This window comes from Deltaproteobacteria bacterium, from assembly GCA_030690165.1.
In the GTDB taxonomy this organism is placed as follows: Bacteria; Desulfobacterota; GWC2-55-46; order UBA9637; family UBA9637; genus JACRNJ01.
Genome location: JAUYHF010000061.1, coordinates 1 through 20,631, shown reverse-complemented (window position 1 = coordinate 20,631; position 20,631 = coordinate 1). Strand labels below are relative to the sequence as shown.

Genomic DNA, 20,631 nt, shown 5'->3' with positions numbered 1-20,631 from the left:
ATAAATCTAAAAATGGAGTAGAGAATGATTGTAAAGGCTAAAAATGATAAAGATTTAATCCATCCTACTGCTATAATCCATAACGGCGCGGAGATTGATGAGGGCGTTGAGATAGGGCCTTATTCAGTTATAGGCAGGGATGTGAAGATAGGAAGAGGGACGGTTATAGGTTCCCATGTTGTGGCAGATGGCTGGACAAGGATAGGAACTGGATGCAGTATACATCAATTCGCCTCTATAGGCGCGCCGCCTCAGGACCTTACATATAAAGATGAAAAGACTGAGGTAATAATCGGCAATAATAATGTGATAAGGGAATTTGTCACAATTCACAGAGGGACTGTTAAGGGCGGAGGTCAGACAGTTATAGGCGATAAAAATTTTCTGATGGCCTATGTTCATATTGCCCATGACTGCAAGATAGGAAACAATGTTATTATGGCAAATGCGGCTACTCTGGCAGGCCATGTGAGGATAGAAGACCATGCTATAATCGGGGGGCTTGTTGCCATTCATCAATTTGCCAATGTGGGCGCCTACGCAATCATAGGCGGCGCTTCGGCAATTACGCACGATGTGCCTCCGTATGTTATGGCTGTTGGAAACAGGGCGAAGCTGTACGGTCTTAACAAGGTGGGGCTCAGAAGACACGGTTTTTCAAGGGAAGAAATTGACGCCCTGAAAAAGGCATACAATATCCTTTTTAGAAGCGGCCTTACACTAACGGATGCTGTCGGCAAATTAGAGGAAGAAATGAAACATTCAATACACGCGGCAAAGCTCGTAGAATTCATTAAAGGCTCTAAGCGCGGTATCACAAGAGAAACAGGGAGAAGGGCAGAGGGAGATGAAACGGATTAGGGTTGCCGTAATAGGTGTTGGACACCTTGGTAAATTTCACGCAGAAAAATATGCAGGCCTTCCTGATGTGGAACTTGTGGGGGTTGTTGACGCAGATAAAAAAAGGGTAGAGGAGGTTGCGTCAAATTTAAAGACAAACGCATTTTATTCTTACCATGATATTCTTTCGAAAGATAAGGTGGATGCAGTAAGTATTGTTGTTCCTACAGTCCTTCATTACAGGATTGCAAAGGACTTTCTTTCGCAAGGCATAGATTGCCTTTTAGAAAAACCCATAACAAATACTGTTGAAGAGGCGGATGAACTTATAAAAGAGGCCGGAAAGAGAAAGGCTCTTCTGCAGGTCGGGCATCTTGAGAGATTTAATGCGGCGGTGACAGCCGCTGAAGGTATAGTTAACAATCCTCTGTTTATAGACTGTCACAGGCTTTCACCGTTTTCAAACAGGTCCACTGATGTTGATGTAATCCTTGATATGATGATACATGATATAGATATCATCCTGAATTTTGTTAAATCAGATATTGAGGCAGTGGATGCTGTCGGTGTGCCTGTTATAACTGATAAGGTTGATATGGCAAATGCAAGGATAAGGTTCAAAAATGGATGTGTTGCAAATGTTACGGCAAGCAGGGTGTCAAAGGAGAGGGAGAGGAAGATAAGGCTATTCCAGCATGATGCCTGTATATCAATTGATTATGCGCATCAGAGCATGGCGGTATTCAGAAAGTTTTCGGGGGAAAAAGGGGAAATGCCCCGGATTATAGAAGAAGATATAAAGATAGAGAAAAATGACACATTGTTGGAAGAGATAAAGGCGTTTTTGCATTGTGTGGCTGCAAGAAAACCTCCGTTAGTATCAGGGGAGGATGGAAGAAGGGCTCTTGAGGTTGCACAGATGATACAAAATAAAATTGCGGATTGCGGATTGCGGATTTGAAATCCAAAATCCCGAATCTCAAATCCCAAATCCCAAATCCTATGAGTGGCAGCATCCTCATAGTTGCGGGTGAGGCATCAGGAGACTTGCATGGTTCAAATCTTATAAAGGCTTTAAAGGAGATAGATCCAGCGCTGAGGTTTTACGGTGTGGGCGGGGAGAAGATGAAGGGGGTGGGGTTCAGCGCAATTGAAGACTCAAAGAATCTGGCGGTAGTTGGGATTTCAGAGGTTATACTGAAACTTGGCAGACTCTATGCCGCATTTAATAAACTCAAAAAGGCCCTTGATGAAAACAGACCTGACATTGTTGTCCTTATAGATTTTCCTGATTTTAATCTGCATGTTGCAAAAGAGGCTGATAAGAGAGGGATCCCTGTAATATATTACATAGGCCCTCAGGTGTGGGCATGGAGAAGGAGACGGGTTAAAAAGATAGCAAGGCTTGTAGATAAGATGCTTGTTGTCTTTCCATTTGAAGAGGATATTTATAAGAAGGCAGGCATGGATGTGGAATATGTAGGCCATCCGTTGGCAGGGATAGTGTCGTGCCGCTTGTCTAAGGAAGATGCATTATCAAGCCTCAGCATGGGGCATGGTCGTGTTGTTGCGCTTCTTCCCGGAAGTAGGAGGCATGAGGTTGAAAGGCTTCTTCCTGTAATGCTTGAGGCCGCCGCTATTATAAAAAGGGAAATAAAGGATATTCAATTTATACTGCCTCTGGCAGATACGATAGAACAAACTTTTATTGAGGAGATTATAAAGAACTCGCAATCCCTGCTTACTACCTGCAGAGACAGGTTTGAGATTGCTATTGTCCGCGGCCGTCTTTATGAGGTGTTAAGGGCATCTGATGCCGCAATTGTTGCATCTGGCACAGCAACCCTTGAGACTGCTTTGATGGAAGTTCCGATGGTTATTATCTATAAGGTTTCCATTTTAACTTCCATTATTGGCAGGATGTTTGTAAGGGTTGATTATATCGGCCTTCCGAATATTGTGGCTGGAAAATGGATAGTGCCTGAGCTTATTCAGGAAAATGCCAGACCGGAACTGATAGCAAAAGATATTTTAAAATTTTTAGGCAACAGGGATACAAGAAATAGTGTTATTTCTGAACTTAAAGAGATGGGGAAAAAACTCGGAAGCGGCGATGCGTCAAAGAAGGCGGCAGAAGAGATATATTCTTTTTTAAAAAGTCAGGAGTCAGGCTTGCCCCTGCAGGCAGTAGGCAGGGAAGTCAGGAGCCAGAAGCTATGAAGCTCTATCTTCGTCTATTAAAATTTCTTTTTCATTACTGGGGGCATCTGACCCTGGCAATATTCTTTATGCTGGCGCTTGCTCTTTCCAATGGCGCATTTGCCTATCTGATAGGGCCTGTTATGAAATTTCTGTTCACAAACAGCGCCGATGACACCATAAGGCTCATACCTATGGACATCTTTACATTCAGCAGGTCCGAGATGCTTGTGGTCGTGCCTATTGTTATTATTATCGTTGCCGTTATTAAAGGCATTTCATTCTTCGGCCAGTCTTATTTTATGGGATATGTCGGGCAGGGCATAGTTACTGATATAAGAGCTCTCCTTTATAAACATATCCTGAACCTTCCTCTTTCTTATTTTACCAAAAACTCAACAGGCGCATTGATGTCAAGGGTTACAAACGATGTGGGCATGCTGCAGAATACAGCGGCAGATTCAGCGGCAACACTGCTTCGGGAAAGCCTTACGATTATAGTATTGGCTGCTCTGGTTATAAGCAGGGACTGGAAACTTGCGGCCGCTGCCTTTATTGCCTTTCCGCTTGCTATATATCCTATGATCAGGTTCTCTAAAAAAATGCGCAAGGTTTCCACGCAGGGTCAGGCAAGCATGGGCGCTATGACAGCACTCCTCCATGAGGCTATAGCCGGCATAAAGATTGTAAAGGCTTTTTGCATGGAGAAATATGAAGAGCTCAGGTTCGGCAGGGAGAACGAGCGATTTTCAAAACTCAGGATGAAGTCCATAAAGGTAAGGGCTGTTACACCGCCAATGATGGAGATGTTCGGGGCAATTGGTTTCGCTGTTACAATATGGTATGCGGCATACAGGATTCAGGATGGCACATTGAGACCGGAAGATTTTATATCTTTTTTTGCGGCAGTTCTAATGTTGTACCAGCCAATCAAAGCGCTTAACGGCGTTAATATGAATATCCAGAGCGGCCTTGCCGCTGCATCGAGGGTGTTTGAACTTTTAGATATTCCTCAGGAGACAAAGGATAAAGAAAATGCAAAAAGGATTGATGGCATATCAGAGGGACTTGAGCTTAGAAATGCCTCGTTCAGATACGGCGACAAATGGGTTCTTAAAGATGTAAATCTCAAGGTCAAAAACGGAGAGGTTATAGCAATAGTCGGGACAAGCGGCGTCGGCAAGACGACATTTGTAAACCTGCTTCCAAGATTTTATGATGTCACTGAAGGGGCTATTCTCTTTGACGGCGCGGATATCAGGGATATTGCCCGGGATTCCCTCAGGGCGCAGATTGCCATAGTTTCCCAGCATGTCATCCTGTTTAATGACACTGTAAAGAAAAATATTGCCTATGGCGATATTGAAAGAGGTGATTATGATGACATAGTGAATGCGGCAAAGGCTGCCAATGCAGACAGCTTTATCAGAAAGCTGCCTCAGGGATATGATACTATAATAGGCGAAGGCGGCGTTAGATTGTCAGGGGGTGAGAGACAAAGATTATCAATTGCAAGGGCGATACTCAAAAATGCCCCTATACTTATACTTGATGAGGCAACATCATCTCTTGATACAGAATCTGAAATGGAAGTTCAGAAGGGATTAAATAATCTTGTGCATGGAAGAACCACCTTTGTTGTCGCGCACAGACTTTCCACTGTGAGAAATGCGGACAGAATTATTGTTCTTGCTGACGGCGGGATAAAAGAGATGGGGAGACATGAAGAGCTTTTAAAACTCGGCGGAGAATATTGCCGGATTTATCGTATGCAGTTTCACGGCGGAGATGAAAAGGTGGTAAGGTTGAAGGCTGATGGCTGATGGTTTTTATTATGAAGAATATATTGAATAAAATTACAATAAGTGCGGCGCCGTTTTTAGCCTCTTTGCTTATAAGGTTTTTGGCTAAGACAATGAGGATTTCGTATGTCAATTTTGAGCGGGTATGGGGTGACTGGCAAAGGGGCAGGAATATCATTCTTGCTTTCTGGCACGGAAGGCTTTTAATGATGCCCATTATGTACAAAGGCAATGGGGTGGCCGTAATGGTGAGTCAGCACAGAGATGGCGAATTGATAGCAAGGACTGTAATGAGGTTTGGCATAGATTCTGTCAGGGGTTCTTCCACAAGGGGCTGGTTTGGCGGGGTAAAAGGGCTTTTAAAAGAATGGAAAAAAGGTAAAGATATAGCTATAACGCCCGACGGCCCAAAAGGACCGGGATTTAATGCGCAGATGGGGATAATCCATCTGGCAAAGACAACAGGCCTGCCAATAATACCTATGACCTTCAGCGCCTCAAAAAAAAAACATTTAAGAGTTGGGACGGCTTTATCATGCCTTGCCCATTTTCAAAAGGCGTGTTTATCTGCGGCGACCCCATCATTGTAAACCACGAATCAACCGAAGAAGAATTGGAGCAAAAGAGATTGGCCTTGCAGGAAAGCCTGCTGAATATTACAGAAAGGGCGGACAGTTATTTCAATTGTAAATTGTAAATTGCAAAATGCAAAATTAAAAATGTTTCTACTTTTCAATTTGCAATCTGCATTTTACATTTTTCACTAATTGTTATGTTTTTCCTCTACGACATCCTCCTACATATATCCCTGATTCTTCTTCTGCCGTATTTTATTTTTAAGATGATATTTGCCGGCAAGTATCGCAAAGGTATATTAGAAAGATTTGGTTTTATAGGCGAAGGAAAACTCAGAAAACTATCCGATAGCCGGGTGGTTTGGTTTCATGCCGTTTCTGTTGGAGAGGTAAAGGCGGTTCTGCCGCTTCTGAAACATTTTAAAGAAAAACACATGGATGTAAAGATTGTATTTTCTACTGTTACATCAACGGGCAATGCAGTTGCTTTGAAAGAAGGTTTTCAATGGATTGACAGCCTTGTGTATTTTCCGTTTGACTTTCATTGGGTTGTTAGCAGTGTTGTAAAAAGAATAAAACCAAAAGTTTTTGTAGTAGTGGAAAAAGAGATATGGCCGAATATATTGAGGCTCTTTAAAAAAAATGGGGTTCCTGTAATGGTTGTAAACGGAACAATATCAGACCGCTCCTTCGGGCGGTACAGGCTGTTTGGGTTTTTCTTCAACAGGATATTCGGAAGCATATCTTATTTTTTAAGCCAGATACAACAGGATAATATCAGGGCAATAGCCCTGGGCGTGGAGCCTGCGAAGACCTCAGTGGCCGGCAATATAAAATTTGATATAAGCCATATTGGATGGTCTCCTGCTGAGAGGGATGTGTTTATCCGCGGGTTCAATATAAAAAATGATGATAAAATCATTGTCGCAGGAAGCACCCATGCGGGTGAGGAAGAAATTATACTTGGTATCTTTAAAAGGCTTAAACAGGAGTTTCCAAGTTTAAGATTGATAATTGCGCCAAGGCATCCGGAAAGGTTTAAAGATGTGGAGAAACTTGTCATAGAGAAGGGGCTTACTGTCATAAGACGAACTGTTGTAACTCCCACCTCCTGCCTCCCATCCCCTACCTCCTATGACGTAATACTTCTGGATACTATCGGGGAGCTTTCCAATATTTATAGCATTGCCGCTGTGGCATTCGTAGGCGGAACTCTTGTAAATATTGGAGGCCATAATCTTCTTGAACCTGCTGTTTATAAGAAGCCTGTAATTTATGGCCATTATCTTAAGAGTTATCTTGAAATGGCGGAGATGCTGGAAGCGGCAGGCGGGGGAATAAGGGTAAATAATATTAAAGACCTCTTCGAAGCGCTGAAGAAACTGCTTGCTGACAAGGCTTATGCAGAGAAGGCCGGCAGCGCAGCATACAGCGCACTGGAAGAGAATAGGGGTGCGACTGAAAAGTGTCTGAAGGTTTTAGAAAGTTTCATGGTGGAATAATGTTTAAGGATATGTTATAAAACACAATCGTAAAAGGGAGACATTTACATCATGTTAGGCATAGCATTAAAAAAGATATTTGGAAGCAGAAACGAACGGGAACTAAAAAAGATTCAGCCCATTGTTGAAAGGATAAACAGCCTTGAGCCTGACATAAAAAGGCTTACAGATGCTGAGCTTGCGGCATTTACGCAGAAGTTTAAGGAAAGGCTTAAGACGGGCGAGGCGCTGGATGATATACTGCCGGAGGCATTTGCAGTTGTAAGGGAAGTGGCAAGGAGAAGGCTCAACATGAGGCATTTTGATGTCCAGTTATTGGGCGGGATTGTGCTTCATAATGGAAAGATTTCTGAGATGAAGACAGGGGAAGGCAAGACCCTTGTTGCAACCCTGCCCCTTTATCTTAATGCGCTGGAGGGCAAAGGGTGCCATCTTATTACGGTCAATGATTATCTTGCAAAGAGAGATACGCAGTGGATGGGCCCCCTGTATCACAGCCTCGGTTTATCTGTCGGCGTCATACAACATGATGCTTCATTCCTCTATGACCCTGCCTATGTGCCGAAGGATGAGAGGCTTTATCATCTGAGACCTGCGAGCCGCAGAGAGGCGTATCAGGCTGATATTACATACGGCACAAACAACGAGTACGGCTTTGATTACCTGCGCGACAATATGAAATTTTCCCTTGAAGAGTATGTCCAGAGGGAGCTTAACTACGCAATAGTTGACGAGGTGGACAGCATTTTGATAGATGAGGCGAGGACGCCGCTTATCATCTCAGGCCAGGCAGAAGAGTCCACTGATAAATATTATACAATTGACAGAATAATACCTAACTTGAAAAAGGACGCGCATTTTACAGTTGACGAAAAGGCAAGGCAGGTAATATTAACTGAGGATGGTGTTGAGAAGGTTGAGCATCTTTTGAATGTAGAAAACTTATATGACCCAAGGCATATTGAGACCCTGCATCATGTAAATCAGGGTCTGAGGGCCCATGTGCTTTTTCACAGAGATGTTGACTATGTAGCAAAGGATAACCAGGTCATCATAGTGGATGAGTTTACAGGCAGGCTCATGCCGGGAAGACGCTGGAGCGACGGCCTCCATCAGGCGATTGAGGCAAAGGAAAAGGTGAAGATAGAAAATGAAAACCAGACCCTTGCCACTATCACATTCCAAAATTATTTCAGGATGTATAAAAAGCTTGCAGGCATGACAGGCACGGCAGATACAGAGGCAGCGGAGTTTCATGCGATTTATAAGCTTGAAGTAATGATTATGCCTCCCAACAGGCTGATGAGGAGAACTGACTACTCTGATTTGATTTACAAGACTGAAAAAGAAAAGTTTAATGCGGTCATAAGGGAGGTGGAGGAGTGGCATGAAAAGGGGAGGCCTGTTCTGGTCGGCACTATTTCTATAGAAAAATCTGAAAGGCTGGCGAGTTTACTTTCAAAGCAGGGAGTCAGGCATCATGTGCTCAATGCAAAGCAGCATGAAAAAGAGGCGGAAATAATAGCCCAGGCAGGAAGGGTTGGCGCTGTGACACTTTCAACCAATATGGCAGGAAGGGGGACGGATATTATTCTTGGCGGGAATCCTGAGGCGCTGGCCGCGGAGAAGGCAGGAAAGGATGATGCTACGGATGCCTACAAATATGCGTTTACCGCCGCAAGACAACTTTGCGAGGAAGAGAAGAAGCAGGTTATTGAACTTGGCGGCCTGCATATTATTGGTACAGAACGGCACGAGTCGCGAAGGATAGACAACCAGTTAAGGGGCCGCGCAGGAAGGCAAGGCGACCCTGGTTCATCCAGATTTTATCTATCCCTTGAAGATGACCTTTTGCGCATATTTGGCTCGGACAGGATTTCTTCTATTATGGATAGGCTGGGCATGGAAGAGGATGTCCCGATTGAGCACGGCCTTGTCACAAAGGCCATAGAGAATGCCCAGAAAAAGGTTGAGGCGCACAACTTTGATATAAGGAAACACATCCTTGAATACGACGATGTAATGAACCAGCAGAGGGAGGTTGTTTACAAATACAGGCGGCAGATACTTGGTCAGGAAGGCCTGAAGGATATGGTTGCAGGTTTTATAGAGGATGCGGCAGAGGAGATTGGATTTACCTATGTGGATGAAAAAACACATCCTGAAGAGTGGGATACAAAGGCAATAAAGGATGCGGTTTATAAACAGTTTGATGCGCAGTTTGACGATAAGGAATTTGAGAATTTGCAATCACGGGACGGCTTGATTGACCTTGTTGCAGATGAGGCAAAGAAGACATACGATAAGAAGATTGGATCTATAGGCGAGGAGTCGTTCAGGCATCTGGAAAAGGTTGTAATGCTCCACACATTGGATACGCTCTGGAAAGACCATCTCCTTGCCATGGACCATTTGAAAGAAGGGATAGGACTCCGCGGCTACGGCCAGAAAAACCCTTTACAGGAATATAAAAAAGAGGGGTTTGACCTTTTTACAGACATGATATTCAGGCTGAAACAGGAGGTATGCGAGAGACTGTTTAAGGTTCAGATTACAAGGGAAGAAGATGTCGCAAGCCTTGAACCTGTGAAGAGGCCTCAGCAGTTTGTTTTGAGCAGAGGGGAAAGCCCGGAAGGGGTCAGGGGGCAGGGGTCGGTGGCCAGGGATGAAAAACCAAAGCCTGTTCATGTTGAGCAGAAGGTTGGCAGAAACGAGCCATGTCCCTGTGGGAGCGGCAAAAAATATAAGAAGTGCTGCGGGAAGTGAATGAAGATAATCATATTAGGCTGCGGAACATCCACAGGGGTTCCTGTAATTGGCTGTAAATGCAACGTATGCGCATCAAAAGACGCTAAAAATAAGCGGACACGTTCATCCATTCTTATAACTGCAAATAACAGGAATATCCTGATAGACACGGCAACTGATTTGAGGCAACAGTCCCTGACCCATAAGATAGAGCGGATTGACGCTGTTCTTTATACCCATCCCCATGCTGACCATATCCACGGCATTGACGAGCTTAGAAGTTTTAATATGATACAGAAGAGGCCGATTCCGTGTTACGGCAGTGAATTTACAATCAACCGCATAAGGAGTATGTTTAATTACATCTTTGCAGTTGAGGAAAATGACGGATGGAAGCCGGAGCTTGAGACCTTTCTGATTTCAGCGCCGTTTAACCTTTTTGGTCTTTTGGTTCAGCCGATAAATGTTTATCACGGCAAAATGCAGGCGCTTGGATTTAGAATTGAGAGGCTTGCATATATAACAGACTGCAGCCAGATTCCGGACGGGTCTAAAGAAGAGCTTAAAAATCTTGATGTATTGATATTAGGGGCCCTTCGCCATAAACCGCATCCCACTCACTTCAGTATTCAGGAGGCTGTCCAGATCGGGGCAGAGCTAAAATCTAAAAGGGTTATTCTTACCCACTTAAGCCATAACCTGGATTATGATGAAACAAATAAGGCGCTTCCTGCCGGATTTGAACTGGCATATGATGGAATGGAGATTGCGCTATAGCGCATTGCAAATTGAAGATTGCAGATTGTAAAAGGCAAAGTGAAAGCTAAAAACTTTTTGCGATTTACATTTTGCAATTTGCAATTTACAATGGAGTAATCCTCGTACCGGCCTTTCCTTCTATTGCCGATTCAAGAAGTTCCGGCGTTGTTATTATAACCTCTTTGCCACCTGCCTCAAGAAATTCAATGGCTGCTTCTATCTTAGGCCCCATGCTTCCGGGGGCAAATTCTCCGGCATCAAGGTATTTTCTGACCTCTGAAAGAGTAAGTTTGTCTAATCCGGTTTGGTTGGGTTTGCCAAAATTTATATAAACCTTATCAATTGATGTCAGGTCTATAAATGTTTCTGCCTTTATCTCTTTGGCCAATACAGCAGTTGCCAAATCCTTATCTATCACAGCATCCATGGCTTTTAGACTGCCATCCGGCGATTCCGCTACAGGTAGCCCTCCGCCGCCGGCAGCAATCACAATAATGCCGTCCAATACCAGTTTTTTTATAACATCCGCCTCAACAACCTTTAGCGGCTTAGGGGAGGGGACAACCCTTCTGTAGCCCCTGTTGCTGTCTTCCACAATTGTCCAGCCTTTCTCCTTTTGGTTTTTTACTGCTTCTTCCTTTGTGTAAAAAGGCCCTATTGGTTTTGTTGGATGAGAAAATGCCGTGTCATTTTTATCAATCACAACCTGGGTAATAACAGTAGCCACACTTCTTTTTATATTTAGCTGTTTTAACTGATTATACAAAGTCTGCTGAATCATAAAACCTATGCCGCCCCCTGAATCGGCGTTACATATATAAAGGGGCATGGCCGGGATAATATCCTTTGCAGCCTCATTTCTTATAACGATATTTCCAACGATAGGGCCGTTTCCATGGGTTATGGCTATTCTAAAACCTTGCGCAGCCAGCCGCGCAACATAGGTCATACATCTTTCCGTATGCTCAAACTGCTCTTCAATCTCACCTTTTTCTCCCTTCCTGATAAGTGTATTGCCGCCTATGGATACTATGGTTATGGGTTTCTCTATCATGGTCTGATGATACCTGCTTTTGAAATTACTGTCAAACTGTTTGCCGGCAGAATAGAAAACACTTGACAATATAATTTAAAAATGATATTCATTTTCATTATAATGTATAGGGAGAGTAAAAATGTCATTTAGGCGAACATTTTGCATTGCTGTTGTATTTATATTTTTTGTTTCTGCATCTGTCTTTGCAGGTGAAAAGAGATGGACAGATGTTGGTCATGAAATAGAGGGTATTTTGAATAGAGGCGCGGATGCGTACTCAGAGGGAAGGATAGATAATGCAAAGGCATCTATATCTGAGGCATATTTTAATGCCTTTGAAGGAAGCGGTATGGAGACTGCTGTGGGCTTATATATCTCCACAGACAGGAAGACTCTTCTGGAATCCATGTTCGGCGATATAAGAAAGGCTATGGCTGCAAATGCGCCTGCGGATGATATAAAGAAAAAAATTGGCCTGCTTGCAAGGGCATTGGAAAAGGACGCCAAAAAACTCCTGGAAAAGGGTGAGGGGAAGGAAGGGTCGCCATACGCCGCATTCTTTAATTCGTTCATAATAATCTTACGGGAGGGTTTTGAGGCAATCCTTGTAATAAGCGCGCTTACAGCCTACCTTACAAAGGCAGGGCAGAAGGATAAGGTTAGAACAGTATATAAGGGCGCGGTAGCGGCCATCATTGCAAGTCTTGTTACCGCTGTTCTTCTCCAGACAGTAATCACCATCAGCGGCGCCGGCAGGGAGGCCATTGAAGGGGTTACAATGCTATTTGCCACTGCGGTTTTGTTTTATGTGAGCTACTGGCTTATAACAAAGATAGAGATCGCAAGGTGGCAGCATTACATAAAATCAAAGGTGGAGAGTTCTCTGAGCAAAGGCAATATCCTTGCGCTGGGCTTTGCCGCATTTCTATCTGTTTATCGCGAGGGCGCTGAGACAATACTTTTTTATCAGGCATTGTATTCCACATCAGACGGTAATGGCAGCGCAATCATTGCTGGATTTGCCGCGGGCTCTCTCTGTCTCATTGGTCTATTTATCCTGATTAAATATGGAAGCGTCAGGATTCCAATAGGCCCTTTTTTCGCTGTAACATCCGCATTCCTTTATTATCTTGCCTTTACATTTGCAGGAAAGGGGATATTGGAACTGCAGGAGGCTGAATGGATTTCTTCTACATACATTGAAGGATTTCCAACAATAGGTTTGTTGGGCATATACCCGACATGGGAAGGGATATTACTTCAGGGGGGTCTTGTTGCATTGCTTATAGCAGCTGTTATTTATAGCCTTGTTTTGAGGCCTTACAAAGAAACGATAACAGTTGCAAAGGACATAACCCATATAGAGTCTGATATAAACAGCATCCATGAAATATTAGACGATGTGAGCCGGCATGCCATGATATGCCACGGGTTATCCAGCGGAATTGCAGACAGGGAGACGGATGAGATAAGAAAACACCTTGTAGAGATAGATAAAAAGGTGCATGAGGTGGCAGGGCATATGGATAAACTTGCAAAAGGGCTTGAAGATGTGTTTTTGGAATTGGAAAAAAATATAAAGAAGGGCTGATATGAATAATGTTGCCGGACTCATTGAAAATTTCTTTGTAAGGAACAGAGAAAGATTTGGATATATTCATATGGGGATGTTTGTTGTCTTTATGGCGCTAATCTTTATTCCGCCCTTTTTGTCATTGCCGGCAGAGGATGATGCGATATGGAACAACTTCACGCTTATATCAAGGTTTTTGATATGGGGGTTGTGGTTTCCGTTGGTACTGCTTTCAGTGATTTTGTTTGGAAGACTCTGGTGCGGACTTTTGTGCCCGCAGGGTGCATTGAGCGAATACGCAGGCAGAAAGGGGCTGAATAGGCCTATCCCGAGGTGGATGCGGTGGGAAGGTATGCCCGTGGTCAGTTTCATTTTTATTACAACCCTTGCCCAGCTTATAGGCGCCAGAGATTATCCTCCGGCTGCTATGGAAGTTCTTGGAGGGACAATGGTTTTAGCTGCGATAGTTGGCTTTGTTTATGCGAGCGGGCGAAGGCCGTGGTGCCGGTATCTCTGTCCCATAGGTCCGCTCCTCGGCATATTTTCAAGGCTTGGCGCTGTAAGCTTTGAGAAAAATGGCGGGAACGGAAAAGGTTGTGTCTGCCCCACCTTTATAAATACAACAAACAAGGTTGCAAGCTCCAACTGTATTGAGTGCTTCAGATGTGTAAATCCAGAGACGTCCAGCTCTCTGCATCTGAATATAAGACGTCCCGGGCTTGAGATAGAAGAAATAAAAACAAGGGAACCGAACATCTTGGAAGTGTTATTTCTATTTTTAGCAACAGGCCTTGCATTAGGCGCTTTCCACTGGCAGGTAAACCCAATTTACATACAATATAAACAGGCGATTGGCAGTTTTTTATTAAATTACAGTTTAGGAGATTTTATAGGAAAAAGCGGCCCGTGGTGGATTATGGTTAATTATCAAGAGGCAGGGGAGGTATTTAACTGGCTTGATTTTACATCCATAACAAGCTTTATGCTGTTAAGTATGATATCTATTACTGTTGTTCTGTTCCTATTAACGTTGCTGTCTGCCTTTATGCTGAGGGAAAAAGAGGATGTTATGACAAAGGTAGCAAGATTGGGTTATTTATACACGCCGGTTGCTCTGATATCCCTTGTATTGGGTCTCGGCTTGATACTTTTCCAGTCATTGGTCAGTCTTGGTTTAAACAAAGAAACAGTACATACAATCCAGTGGGCTCTTTTTACAGGCGGCGGTATATGGAGTTTATATATGGCTGCAAGGCTTCATGGGTTGTTTAGCCAGGCAATGATACCGAATATACTTGGAATAGGGTTGGTAGCCGCGGCATGGAATATGGCGCTATTTTAAAAAACTCAATGATTATTGAAAATAAAAATTATATTCAAAGAAGGCATAAAATAAAGCCGGCAGTAGTATTGTGTATTATCTTATTTTTCCTTTTGGTATCAGGCCGGGTCTATGCTGGCCAGGATGCCTGGGCAGGTATAGCCATGGAGATTGAGATCGTCTTGCATGATGCCATGAAGTTGTATGAGACAGGTAAGGCCAATGATGCAATGGAGAAGGCGGCAGATGCCTATTTCGGCATATTTGAGGGAGAGAAGGCCAATATGGAGATTGCGGTCAGGCGGCATATCTCCCTTAAAAAGGCAACAGAACTGGAAAAGGGCTTTGGGGATTTGCGAAAGGCGATGTTTAATAAAGCGCCTCTATCAGATGTGAAAAAGCAAACAGTTAATCTTATAGATGCATTAAGGAATACAGCTAAAGAACTGGATAGAAAGGGGGTAGGGCTTGATATGAGTAGGCAGTAAGCAGTAGGCAGGAGTAGTGTGGGCTGTGTCCACCAAAACACAGAGAGTCAAAGAATCCCAAAAAGGAGGCTTTAGAAATGAAAACATTAAGAACAATATTTCTTGCACTAATTATGGCGGCGTTATTCTATGCGCCGGTATTTGCTCTTGAGACGCCGATAGGACTTCCCCAGTCCCTCTACGGCATGGAGATTGCCGCCGTGTATCTTCAGGCTATTGAAATGGAGCCGAAGGGTATTATGAAGCCGAGAGGGGAATCGGATATCCATCTTGAGTGCGATATCAAGGCAGCGGAGAATAACCCCAACGGTTTTGCAGCAGGGGAATGGATACCCAATCTTACCATCCACTATACAATCATAAAATTGGATACACACCAGAAGATAGAAGGGGCTATGATGCCTATGGCGGCGAATGACGGCCCGCATTATGGCGACAATGTAAAGATGCTTGGCGCTGGAAAATACAGAGTTATCTATAAAGTAGAAAACCCGCTTAAGAAAGGCGAATTTGGCAGGCACACTGATAGAGAGACCGGTGTCAGGGACTGGTTCAAGCCCTTCGAGATAGAATGGGAGTTTAACTTTTTTGGGGCCGGTAAAAAGGGCGGGTATTAAAAAATTTGGCAATATATTGAAAACAATAATCATATTCAGGAGGTTTTATGTGCGTTACACTTATTGGAGGTATGGACAGGGCAAAGAATGATTATAAGAGGGTTGCGTCAAGATATGATATTACGCTAAAGCATTTTGAGAGGGAATGCCAGAACATGAAAGAGAGGCTTGGGGATGCCGATGCCATTATCATATTTACAAACAGAATATCCCATAGCGCCAGAAATATCGCACTTTCTAAGGGGAAAGAGACAAATATTCCTGTTTTTATGTGCCACTCATGCGGCATATCAAGCTTAAAAAGATGCCTTGATGGGTTAGTTCAAACTATTAAAAGAGGTAGTGATGTAGTTATATAGGAATATGAATACAAATATGAATAAAAATACTTGACAACATAATTTAAAAACGATAATCATTCTCAATAAGATGAAAATAATAATTAAATTCAAAGGAGGTTGGTATGTCTATTGCGGTGGTAGGAGGTATGGATAAGCTTAGGGGGGATTACCGGAGGGTGGCTGTGAGGTATGGTGTTAGTCTTCATCACTTTGAAAGGGATTGCCCAAGGCTTGAAGAAAGGCTGGGCGGGATGGATGCCATTATCGTATTCACCTACAGGGTATCCCATAATGCCAGGGAAAAAGCCCTATCTAAAAAAAGAGAAGGTATCCCCGTCCTTATGTGCCATTCTACCGGCAGTGTATCCAGCCTGAAGAGATGCTTTGAGGGGATTACAAACGAAAGAAGTATCAATTAAATGAAAAAGGTATTCTGTGTGCGTGCTTTATTGTTACTAAGGTTTTAGAAACTTATGAGATACGCAATCATCCACCAGTTGCCTGGCAGATTTAGGATAAGGCTATTCATTCCTGACAGATATTCCCTGAACAATTTGCACCTGGGGCATATTGAAGGGATAGATGGGGTTAGGGTTTGGCCTTTTGGGAGCAATTACACCGGCTTCCGTGGAGATGCTGGGCTGCCTCCACGGAAAAACCCGCGAAGGACGGGGTCTTCTTCTTTTTTCCTTCCTCCTGGGGAAGGGGCTTCTTCACCCCTTCCCCTATTTTTAATACAGCGAACTTTCGATGCTTCACCAAATTAGAAAAACCCTTCGGATATGTCCAGTAATATAGGGATAAAAACAAAAAAGGAGGTTTTGTGTGGCTGAAAGAGAGGATAGTAAGACAAAAGTAGAAGAGGATGACAAAAACAGCAAATGGGGTGAGCAGATAAGCATAAGTAAACGGAGTCTCTGGTTCATGGCAGGAGGAGATTGCAGCAAAGGGAGAAGGGTCGAAAGGCGCATATGCTCTTTAATAAAAACACTTGACAGCATAATCTAAAAATGATAATCATTCTCAATAAAATGAAAATAATAATCACAATCAAAAGGAGGTGATGGAGATGTCGGCGCTTAGATTAGATATTCCGGTAGTAGGAGGCTGCATGGAATGGTTCGGAGTTAGTATCCCTGCTTTAAGCTCGCAGGGACAAGGTTCGGAGTTATAAAACAAAATCAAAGGAGAATAAACTTATGAGAGGGTTTAGAAAAATCTTAACAGGAGTTGTAACAACATTGGTTGTTGTTGGTTTTTCTTTGTCTGGTTATGCCGGTGAAGAGGATATTAAAGAGATAAAAAAACAGATTGAGGTGCTGACCGAGGAGATGGAGAAATTAAAGCTCGGCGCAGTCGCAGAGCCCAAGTATGAAAGCTTCATGGGGCTCGGCCCCGCGGCATCGAAGATTTACTCGATGGAAAAGGGGCTCTCCATCGGCGGTTACGGTGAAGTGCGGTATTCCAATTATACTGACTCAACAAAGACGGATATAGCCGATGTATCGCGGTTTGTCCTCTATACGGGCTATAAGTTCAATGATTGGATCATCATGAACACAGAGCTTGAATTTGAGCACGCCGGTTTTGAAGCGGGTGGTACGACTACAGATCCGGAAGTTGTCCCGGAAGTCTTTGTTGAATTTACCTACCTCGATTTTCTGCTGAATCCTGCGTTCAATCTGAGACCCGGTCTTGTCCTTATACCAATCGGTTTTCTCAATGAGTATCATGAGCCGACGGTATTTCATGGTGTGTTGAGACCGGATATTGAAGCCAATATCATTCCCACTACATGGCGGGAAATCGGACTCATGGCGCATGGTCAAATAGGGCCGCTCAAATACAATGCCGCGCTTGTAAATGGACTCACAGGCACGCCGGCGGGAAAAAACTTTATCCGAGAGTTACGGCAGAAAGGCTCAAAGGTAAATGCCGATGCCTTTGCAACCGTTGTTCGCATCAACTATGAACCTGTCACAGGGCTTCTCCTGGGCGGAACATACTATGCGGGTGAGCTTGACAGCGATGCAGGAGACGCGGAAAATAAGTCCGGCACCTCAGGAATGGAAGGGGATGTAACACTCTGGGAGGTGCATGCCCAGTATCGTCTGGCAGGTCTTCAATTGAGAGGGCTCTTTACAAGCGGCGAAATGGACGGCAATGCCGCGCTCAAAGCAACAAAGGTGGGAAAAGAGGTGGAAGGCTGGTATTTGGAGGCCGCATATGATATCATGCCGCTCATAAAATCCGACTCGGAAATGGCCATAACCCCCTTTGTGCGGTATGAAGATTATAACACCCACAAAGAGGTGTTTGAAGGCCAGACGAGCGACAAGACATTTGACAGGACGGTGACAACCATCGGTTTAGGCTTCAAGCCGTATCCAAATGTTATCGTAAAGGCGGATTATCAGGAAAAAGATACTTCATCTGATCTACCGTCCGGTAAGGGCACTGGAAAGGATGAAAATAAGATTGACCAGTTCAATATCGGGATAGGGTTTATATTTTAGATACTCAGGACAACAGGCGGGTTTTTACAACCCGCCTGTAATATTTTATGAAGATTTACATATCCATACTGCTATTAGCTGTTGTTCTACTATGGACTAATCCTGTAACAGGCAAGGTCTATCTTACAAAGGACGATGCCCTGAAGCAGGCATTTCCCGAAGCCATTGAGACAGAAAGGCTTACCGTCTTTTTAAACGATGATGATGTAAAAAAGATTCAGGAGCTTTCAAAGGCTAAAGTCAACTCCAAGATTTTCACCTATTATATGGCAAAGGGGAAGGATGGTGTTATAGGCTATACTGTCTTTGAAAGCCACATAGTGAGGACAAAGCCAGAGGTTTTCATGCTTGTCATTACCCCAAAGGGGGATATCGCGCATATAGAAATCCTTGCATTTTACGAGCCTGAGGAGTATCTTCCTCCAAAGAGATGGCTTGATTTGTTCAAAGGCAGACGCCTGGATGACAGATTCAGGGTAAGAAGTGGTATAAGCGCCATTTCAGGCGCAAGCATAACATCAGAAGGGATAACGCGGGCGATAAGGAATATCCTTGCCATATTCGAATTAAAGATCCTCAAGAAGGAGGGGAAATGAAATTTCTTACAAAAGGGGATTTTAATAACAGCAGATTATTGCAAATTATCCTTGTTTTTACCCTTGTGTATGTTTTACTTCTATGGGTTACTAATTTACTTCTTTATTCAGAGAGGATAGGTTTTACATACGACGGTATTGTGAACTATTACCTTGGCTCGGAAGAGGAGTTCAAAAACCCTGTCTCATATATTGGTCTTTTAGAGGCAACACACTGGCATCTGTTTGTTTTTGCAATGGCCCTTCTCCTTGTGAATCACTTAACCGTTTTTTCTAACATCCATCAGTTCTTGAAGTTGTTTTTAATCATCGTCTCATTTCTCTCAGGACTGGGGGATATGAGCGCTGGATGGCTGATAAGATTTGTGTCACCCTCCTTTGCGTATCTCAAGTTATGGAGTTTTATTGCCTTTCAAACAAGTTTTTTAATCCTGTTAGTCTTCTCATTCACCGTCCTGCGGATATACAATGGTCCTGAAAAAAGAGAACCGACTGAAAAAGGGTAGTGTAATTTTATGAGGCGGCTATTAATTGCTTTAAGTATTATTTAGCTGAAAAACGGAATGCGACAAGAGTCTGAACATGGAGAGTAACGATGCATTCTGCAAGGAGCATAAAAAAAATCCTTAAAAGCGCACCGACGATTGAAGGCGCAGGGGTACACTTAAAGAGGGCGTTTGGCTACCATCAGATACCGCAGCTTGATCCCTTTTTGTTGCTTGATGATTTTCATTCAGCGCAGCCCGCTGACTACCTCAGGGGTTTTCCATGGCATCCTCATCGCGGCATTGAGACAATCACCTATATATTACAGGGCCGGGTCGAGCATGGCGACAGTCTCGGCAATAAAGGGGTAATATCTTCTGGTGATGTGCAGTGGATGACCGCTGGGAGCGGCATTATCCATCAGGAGATGCCGAAAGGACGTGAAGACGGTTTGATGTGGGGATTTCAACTCTGGGCCAATCTTCCCGCTTCACATAAGATGATGGAACCCCGCTATCAGGACATTAAAAGGGAGCAGATTCCGGAGATACGATTGGATACCGGCGTGAAGATCAAGCTCATTTGCGGTATTGTCAATAATGTCCGGGGGCCGGTGCAAGATATCGTTATTGACCCCGCGTATCTCGATGTGATGGTTCCGTCGGAAACTGAATTTACGCATCATGTTCAGGCAGGGTATACCGTATTTGCCTATGTGATAGAAGGTGAGGCGTATTTTGATTTAAAGAAAGAGAGACATATAGGGGCTGAGAGTTTGATAATCTTTGAAGATGGCGACGAAGTGAAGATTTCTACGGAGGAGGAAGGAGCACGATTTCTGCTTATATCCGGCAGACCGCTGAGAGAACCTGTTGCCTGGCGTGGTCCGATTGTGATGAATACGCAGGAAGAGTTGAATATTGCGTTTGAAGAATATGAGCGGGGAACTTTTCTCAAACATCGTTAAAGCAACACCAAAGAAAATAATTGACATTACTAACAGGTGAATCGGCTTATAATCGGATGTAGCCGGCTTGCTTATACATGGCTGATAGCCATCCGCCGAAATGATTTATTAGGCTGTTTCATTCTATTGCACCTCCCCCGAAATAGTGGACACACCAAAGGGTTAGGTTATAGTAGAATCATATAACCTAAGGAGGTGTGAAATGCAAGAAAGGAAAGTGAACAGGAAATACGATAAGCAGTTTAAGGAAGAAGCAGTAAGACTT

20 protein-coding genes are annotated in these 20,631 nt (G+C 43.7%); 19 read left to right on the top strand and 1 reads right to left on the bottom strand.

Going from position 1 to position 20,631, the window contains the following annotated elements:
- Positions 1-24 precede the first annotated feature (24 nt).
- From lpxA to Q8P28_10320, 8 genes are all read left to right on the top strand, one after another.
- Positions 25-861, top strand: coding sequence for an acyl-ACP--UDP-N-acetylglucosamine O-acyltransferase (gene lpxA / locus Q8P28_10355; GenBank protein MDP2683178.1), 837 nt, complete (start codon positions 25-27; stop codon positions 859-861).
- On the top strand, positions 848-1,801 hold the full coding sequence (locus Q8P28_10350) for a Gfo/Idh/MocA family oxidoreductase (protein MDP2683177.1): 954 nt from the start codon (positions 848-850) through the stop codon (positions 1,799-1,801). The genes lpxA and Q8P28_10350 overlap by 14 nt, the downstream gene beginning before the upstream one ends.
- A gap of 41 nt (positions 1,802-1,842) precedes the next feature.
- The gene (gene lpxB / locus Q8P28_10345) at positions 1,843-3,060 is read left to right on the top strand and encodes a lipid-A-disaccharide synthase (protein ID MDP2683176.1); all 1,218 of its coding nucleotides are present in this window, start codon (positions 1,843-1,845) and stop codon (positions 3,058-3,060) included.
- Complete coding sequence (locus tag Q8P28_10340) at positions 3,057-4,862, top strand: ABC transporter ATP-binding protein (protein ID MDP2683175.1); 1,806 nt, start codon at positions 3,057-3,059, stop codon at positions 4,860-4,862. Before lpxB ends, Q8P28_10340 begins: the two co-directional genes overlap by 4 nt.
- An 11-nt stretch (positions 4,863-4,873) precedes the next feature.
- Entirely contained in the window at positions 4,874-5,431 is a 558-nt protein-coding gene (locus tag Q8P28_10335; GenBank protein MDP2683174.1) for a lysophospholipid acyltransferase family protein, read from the top strand.
- A 182-nt stretch (positions 5,432-5,613) separates the two neighbouring features.
- Positions 5,614-6,918 (top strand): 3-deoxy-D-manno-octulosonic acid transferase, encoded by a 1,305-nt coding sequence (locus Q8P28_10330; protein MDP2683173.1) that lies wholly within the window; start codon positions 5,614-5,616, stop codon positions 6,916-6,918.
- Positions 6,919-6,969: 51 nt separating this feature from the next.
- Positions 6,970-9,684, top strand: a complete 2,715-nt coding sequence (gene secA / locus Q8P28_10325) for a preprotein translocase subunit SecA (protein ID MDP2683172.1) — start codon at positions 6,970-6,972, stop codon at positions 9,682-9,684.
- Positions 9,685-10,443: a GPMC system MBL fold metallohydrolase gene (locus Q8P28_10320; GenBank protein ID MDP2683171.1), complete on the top strand. Its 759-nt coding sequence runs from the start codon at positions 9,685-9,687 to the stop codon at positions 10,441-10,443.
- A gap of 85 nt (positions 10,444-10,528) precedes the next feature.
- Here the strand turns inward: Q8P28_10320 and arcC are convergent, their stop codons facing one another.
- The gene (gene arcC, locus Q8P28_10315; GenBank protein MDP2683170.1) at positions 10,529-11,479 is read right to left on the bottom strand and encodes a carbamate kinase; all 951 of its coding nucleotides are present in this window, start codon (positions 11,477-11,479) and stop codon (positions 10,529-10,531) included.
- A gap of 121 nt (positions 11,480-11,600) precedes the next feature.
- On the opposite strand from arcC, the gene Q8P28_10310 reads away from it, so the two are divergent.
- The 11 genes from Q8P28_10310 to Q8P28_10260 all read left to right on the top strand — a co-directional run bounded on the left by Q8P28_10310 (position 11,601) and on the right by Q8P28_10260 (position 20,366).
- Positions 11,601-13,052 (top strand): FTR1 family protein, encoded by a 1,452-nt coding sequence (locus Q8P28_10310; protein ID MDP2683169.1) that lies wholly within the window; start codon positions 11,601-11,603, stop codon positions 13,050-13,052.
- Position 13,053: 1 nt separating this feature from the next.
- On the top strand, positions 13,054-14,376 hold the full coding sequence (locus Q8P28_10305; GenBank protein ID MDP2683168.1) for a 4Fe-4S binding protein: 1,323 nt from the start codon (positions 13,054-13,056) through the stop codon (positions 14,374-14,376).
- Positions 14,355-14,843, top strand: coding sequence for a hypothetical protein (locus tag Q8P28_10300; protein ID MDP2683167.1), 489 nt, complete (start codon positions 14,355-14,357; stop codon positions 14,841-14,843). Before Q8P28_10305 ends, Q8P28_10300 begins: the two co-directional genes overlap by 22 nt.
- 77 nt (positions 14,844-14,920) lie before the next feature.
- Positions 14,921-15,460, top strand: a complete 540-nt coding sequence (locus tag Q8P28_10295) for an iron transporter (protein ID MDP2683166.1) — start codon at positions 14,921-14,923, stop codon at positions 15,458-15,460.
- Positions 15,461-15,507: 47 nt separating this feature from the next.
- Positions 15,508-15,819 (top strand): DUF2325 domain-containing protein, encoded by a 312-nt coding sequence (locus Q8P28_10290; protein ID MDP2683165.1) that lies wholly within the window; start codon positions 15,508-15,510, stop codon positions 15,817-15,819.
- Between the two features lie 104 nt (positions 15,820-15,923).
- A complete protein-coding gene (locus tag Q8P28_10285) occupies positions 15,924-16,220 on the top strand; it encodes a DUF2325 domain-containing protein (GenBank protein ID MDP2683164.1) in 297 nt (98 codons plus the stop codon).
- 406 nt (positions 16,221-16,626) lie between these two features.
- Positions 16,627-16,809 (top strand): hypothetical protein, encoded by a 183-nt coding sequence (locus Q8P28_10280; protein ID MDP2683163.1) that lies wholly within the window; start codon positions 16,627-16,629, stop codon positions 16,807-16,809.
- A 191-nt stretch (positions 16,810-17,000) separates the two neighbouring features.
- A complete protein-coding gene (locus Q8P28_10275; protein ID MDP2683162.1) occupies positions 17,001-18,317 on the top strand; it encodes a porin in 1,317 nt (438 codons plus the stop codon).
- A 47-nt stretch (positions 18,318-18,364) separates the two neighbouring features.
- Positions 18,365-18,913: an FMN-binding protein gene (locus tag Q8P28_10270; GenBank protein MDP2683161.1), complete on the top strand. Its 549-nt coding sequence runs from the start codon at positions 18,365-18,367 to the stop codon at positions 18,911-18,913.
- Complete coding sequence (locus Q8P28_10265; GenBank protein ID MDP2683160.1) at positions 18,910-19,419, top strand: hypothetical protein; 510 nt, start codon at positions 18,910-18,912, stop codon at positions 19,417-19,419. Before Q8P28_10270 ends, Q8P28_10265 begins: the two co-directional genes overlap by 4 nt.
- Positions 19,420-19,508: 89 nt before the next feature.
- A complete protein-coding gene (locus Q8P28_10260; GenBank protein MDP2683159.1) occupies positions 19,509-20,366 on the top strand; it encodes a pirin family protein in 858 nt (285 codons plus the stop codon).
- The last annotated feature ends 265 nt before the right edge of the window (positions 20,367-20,631 follow it).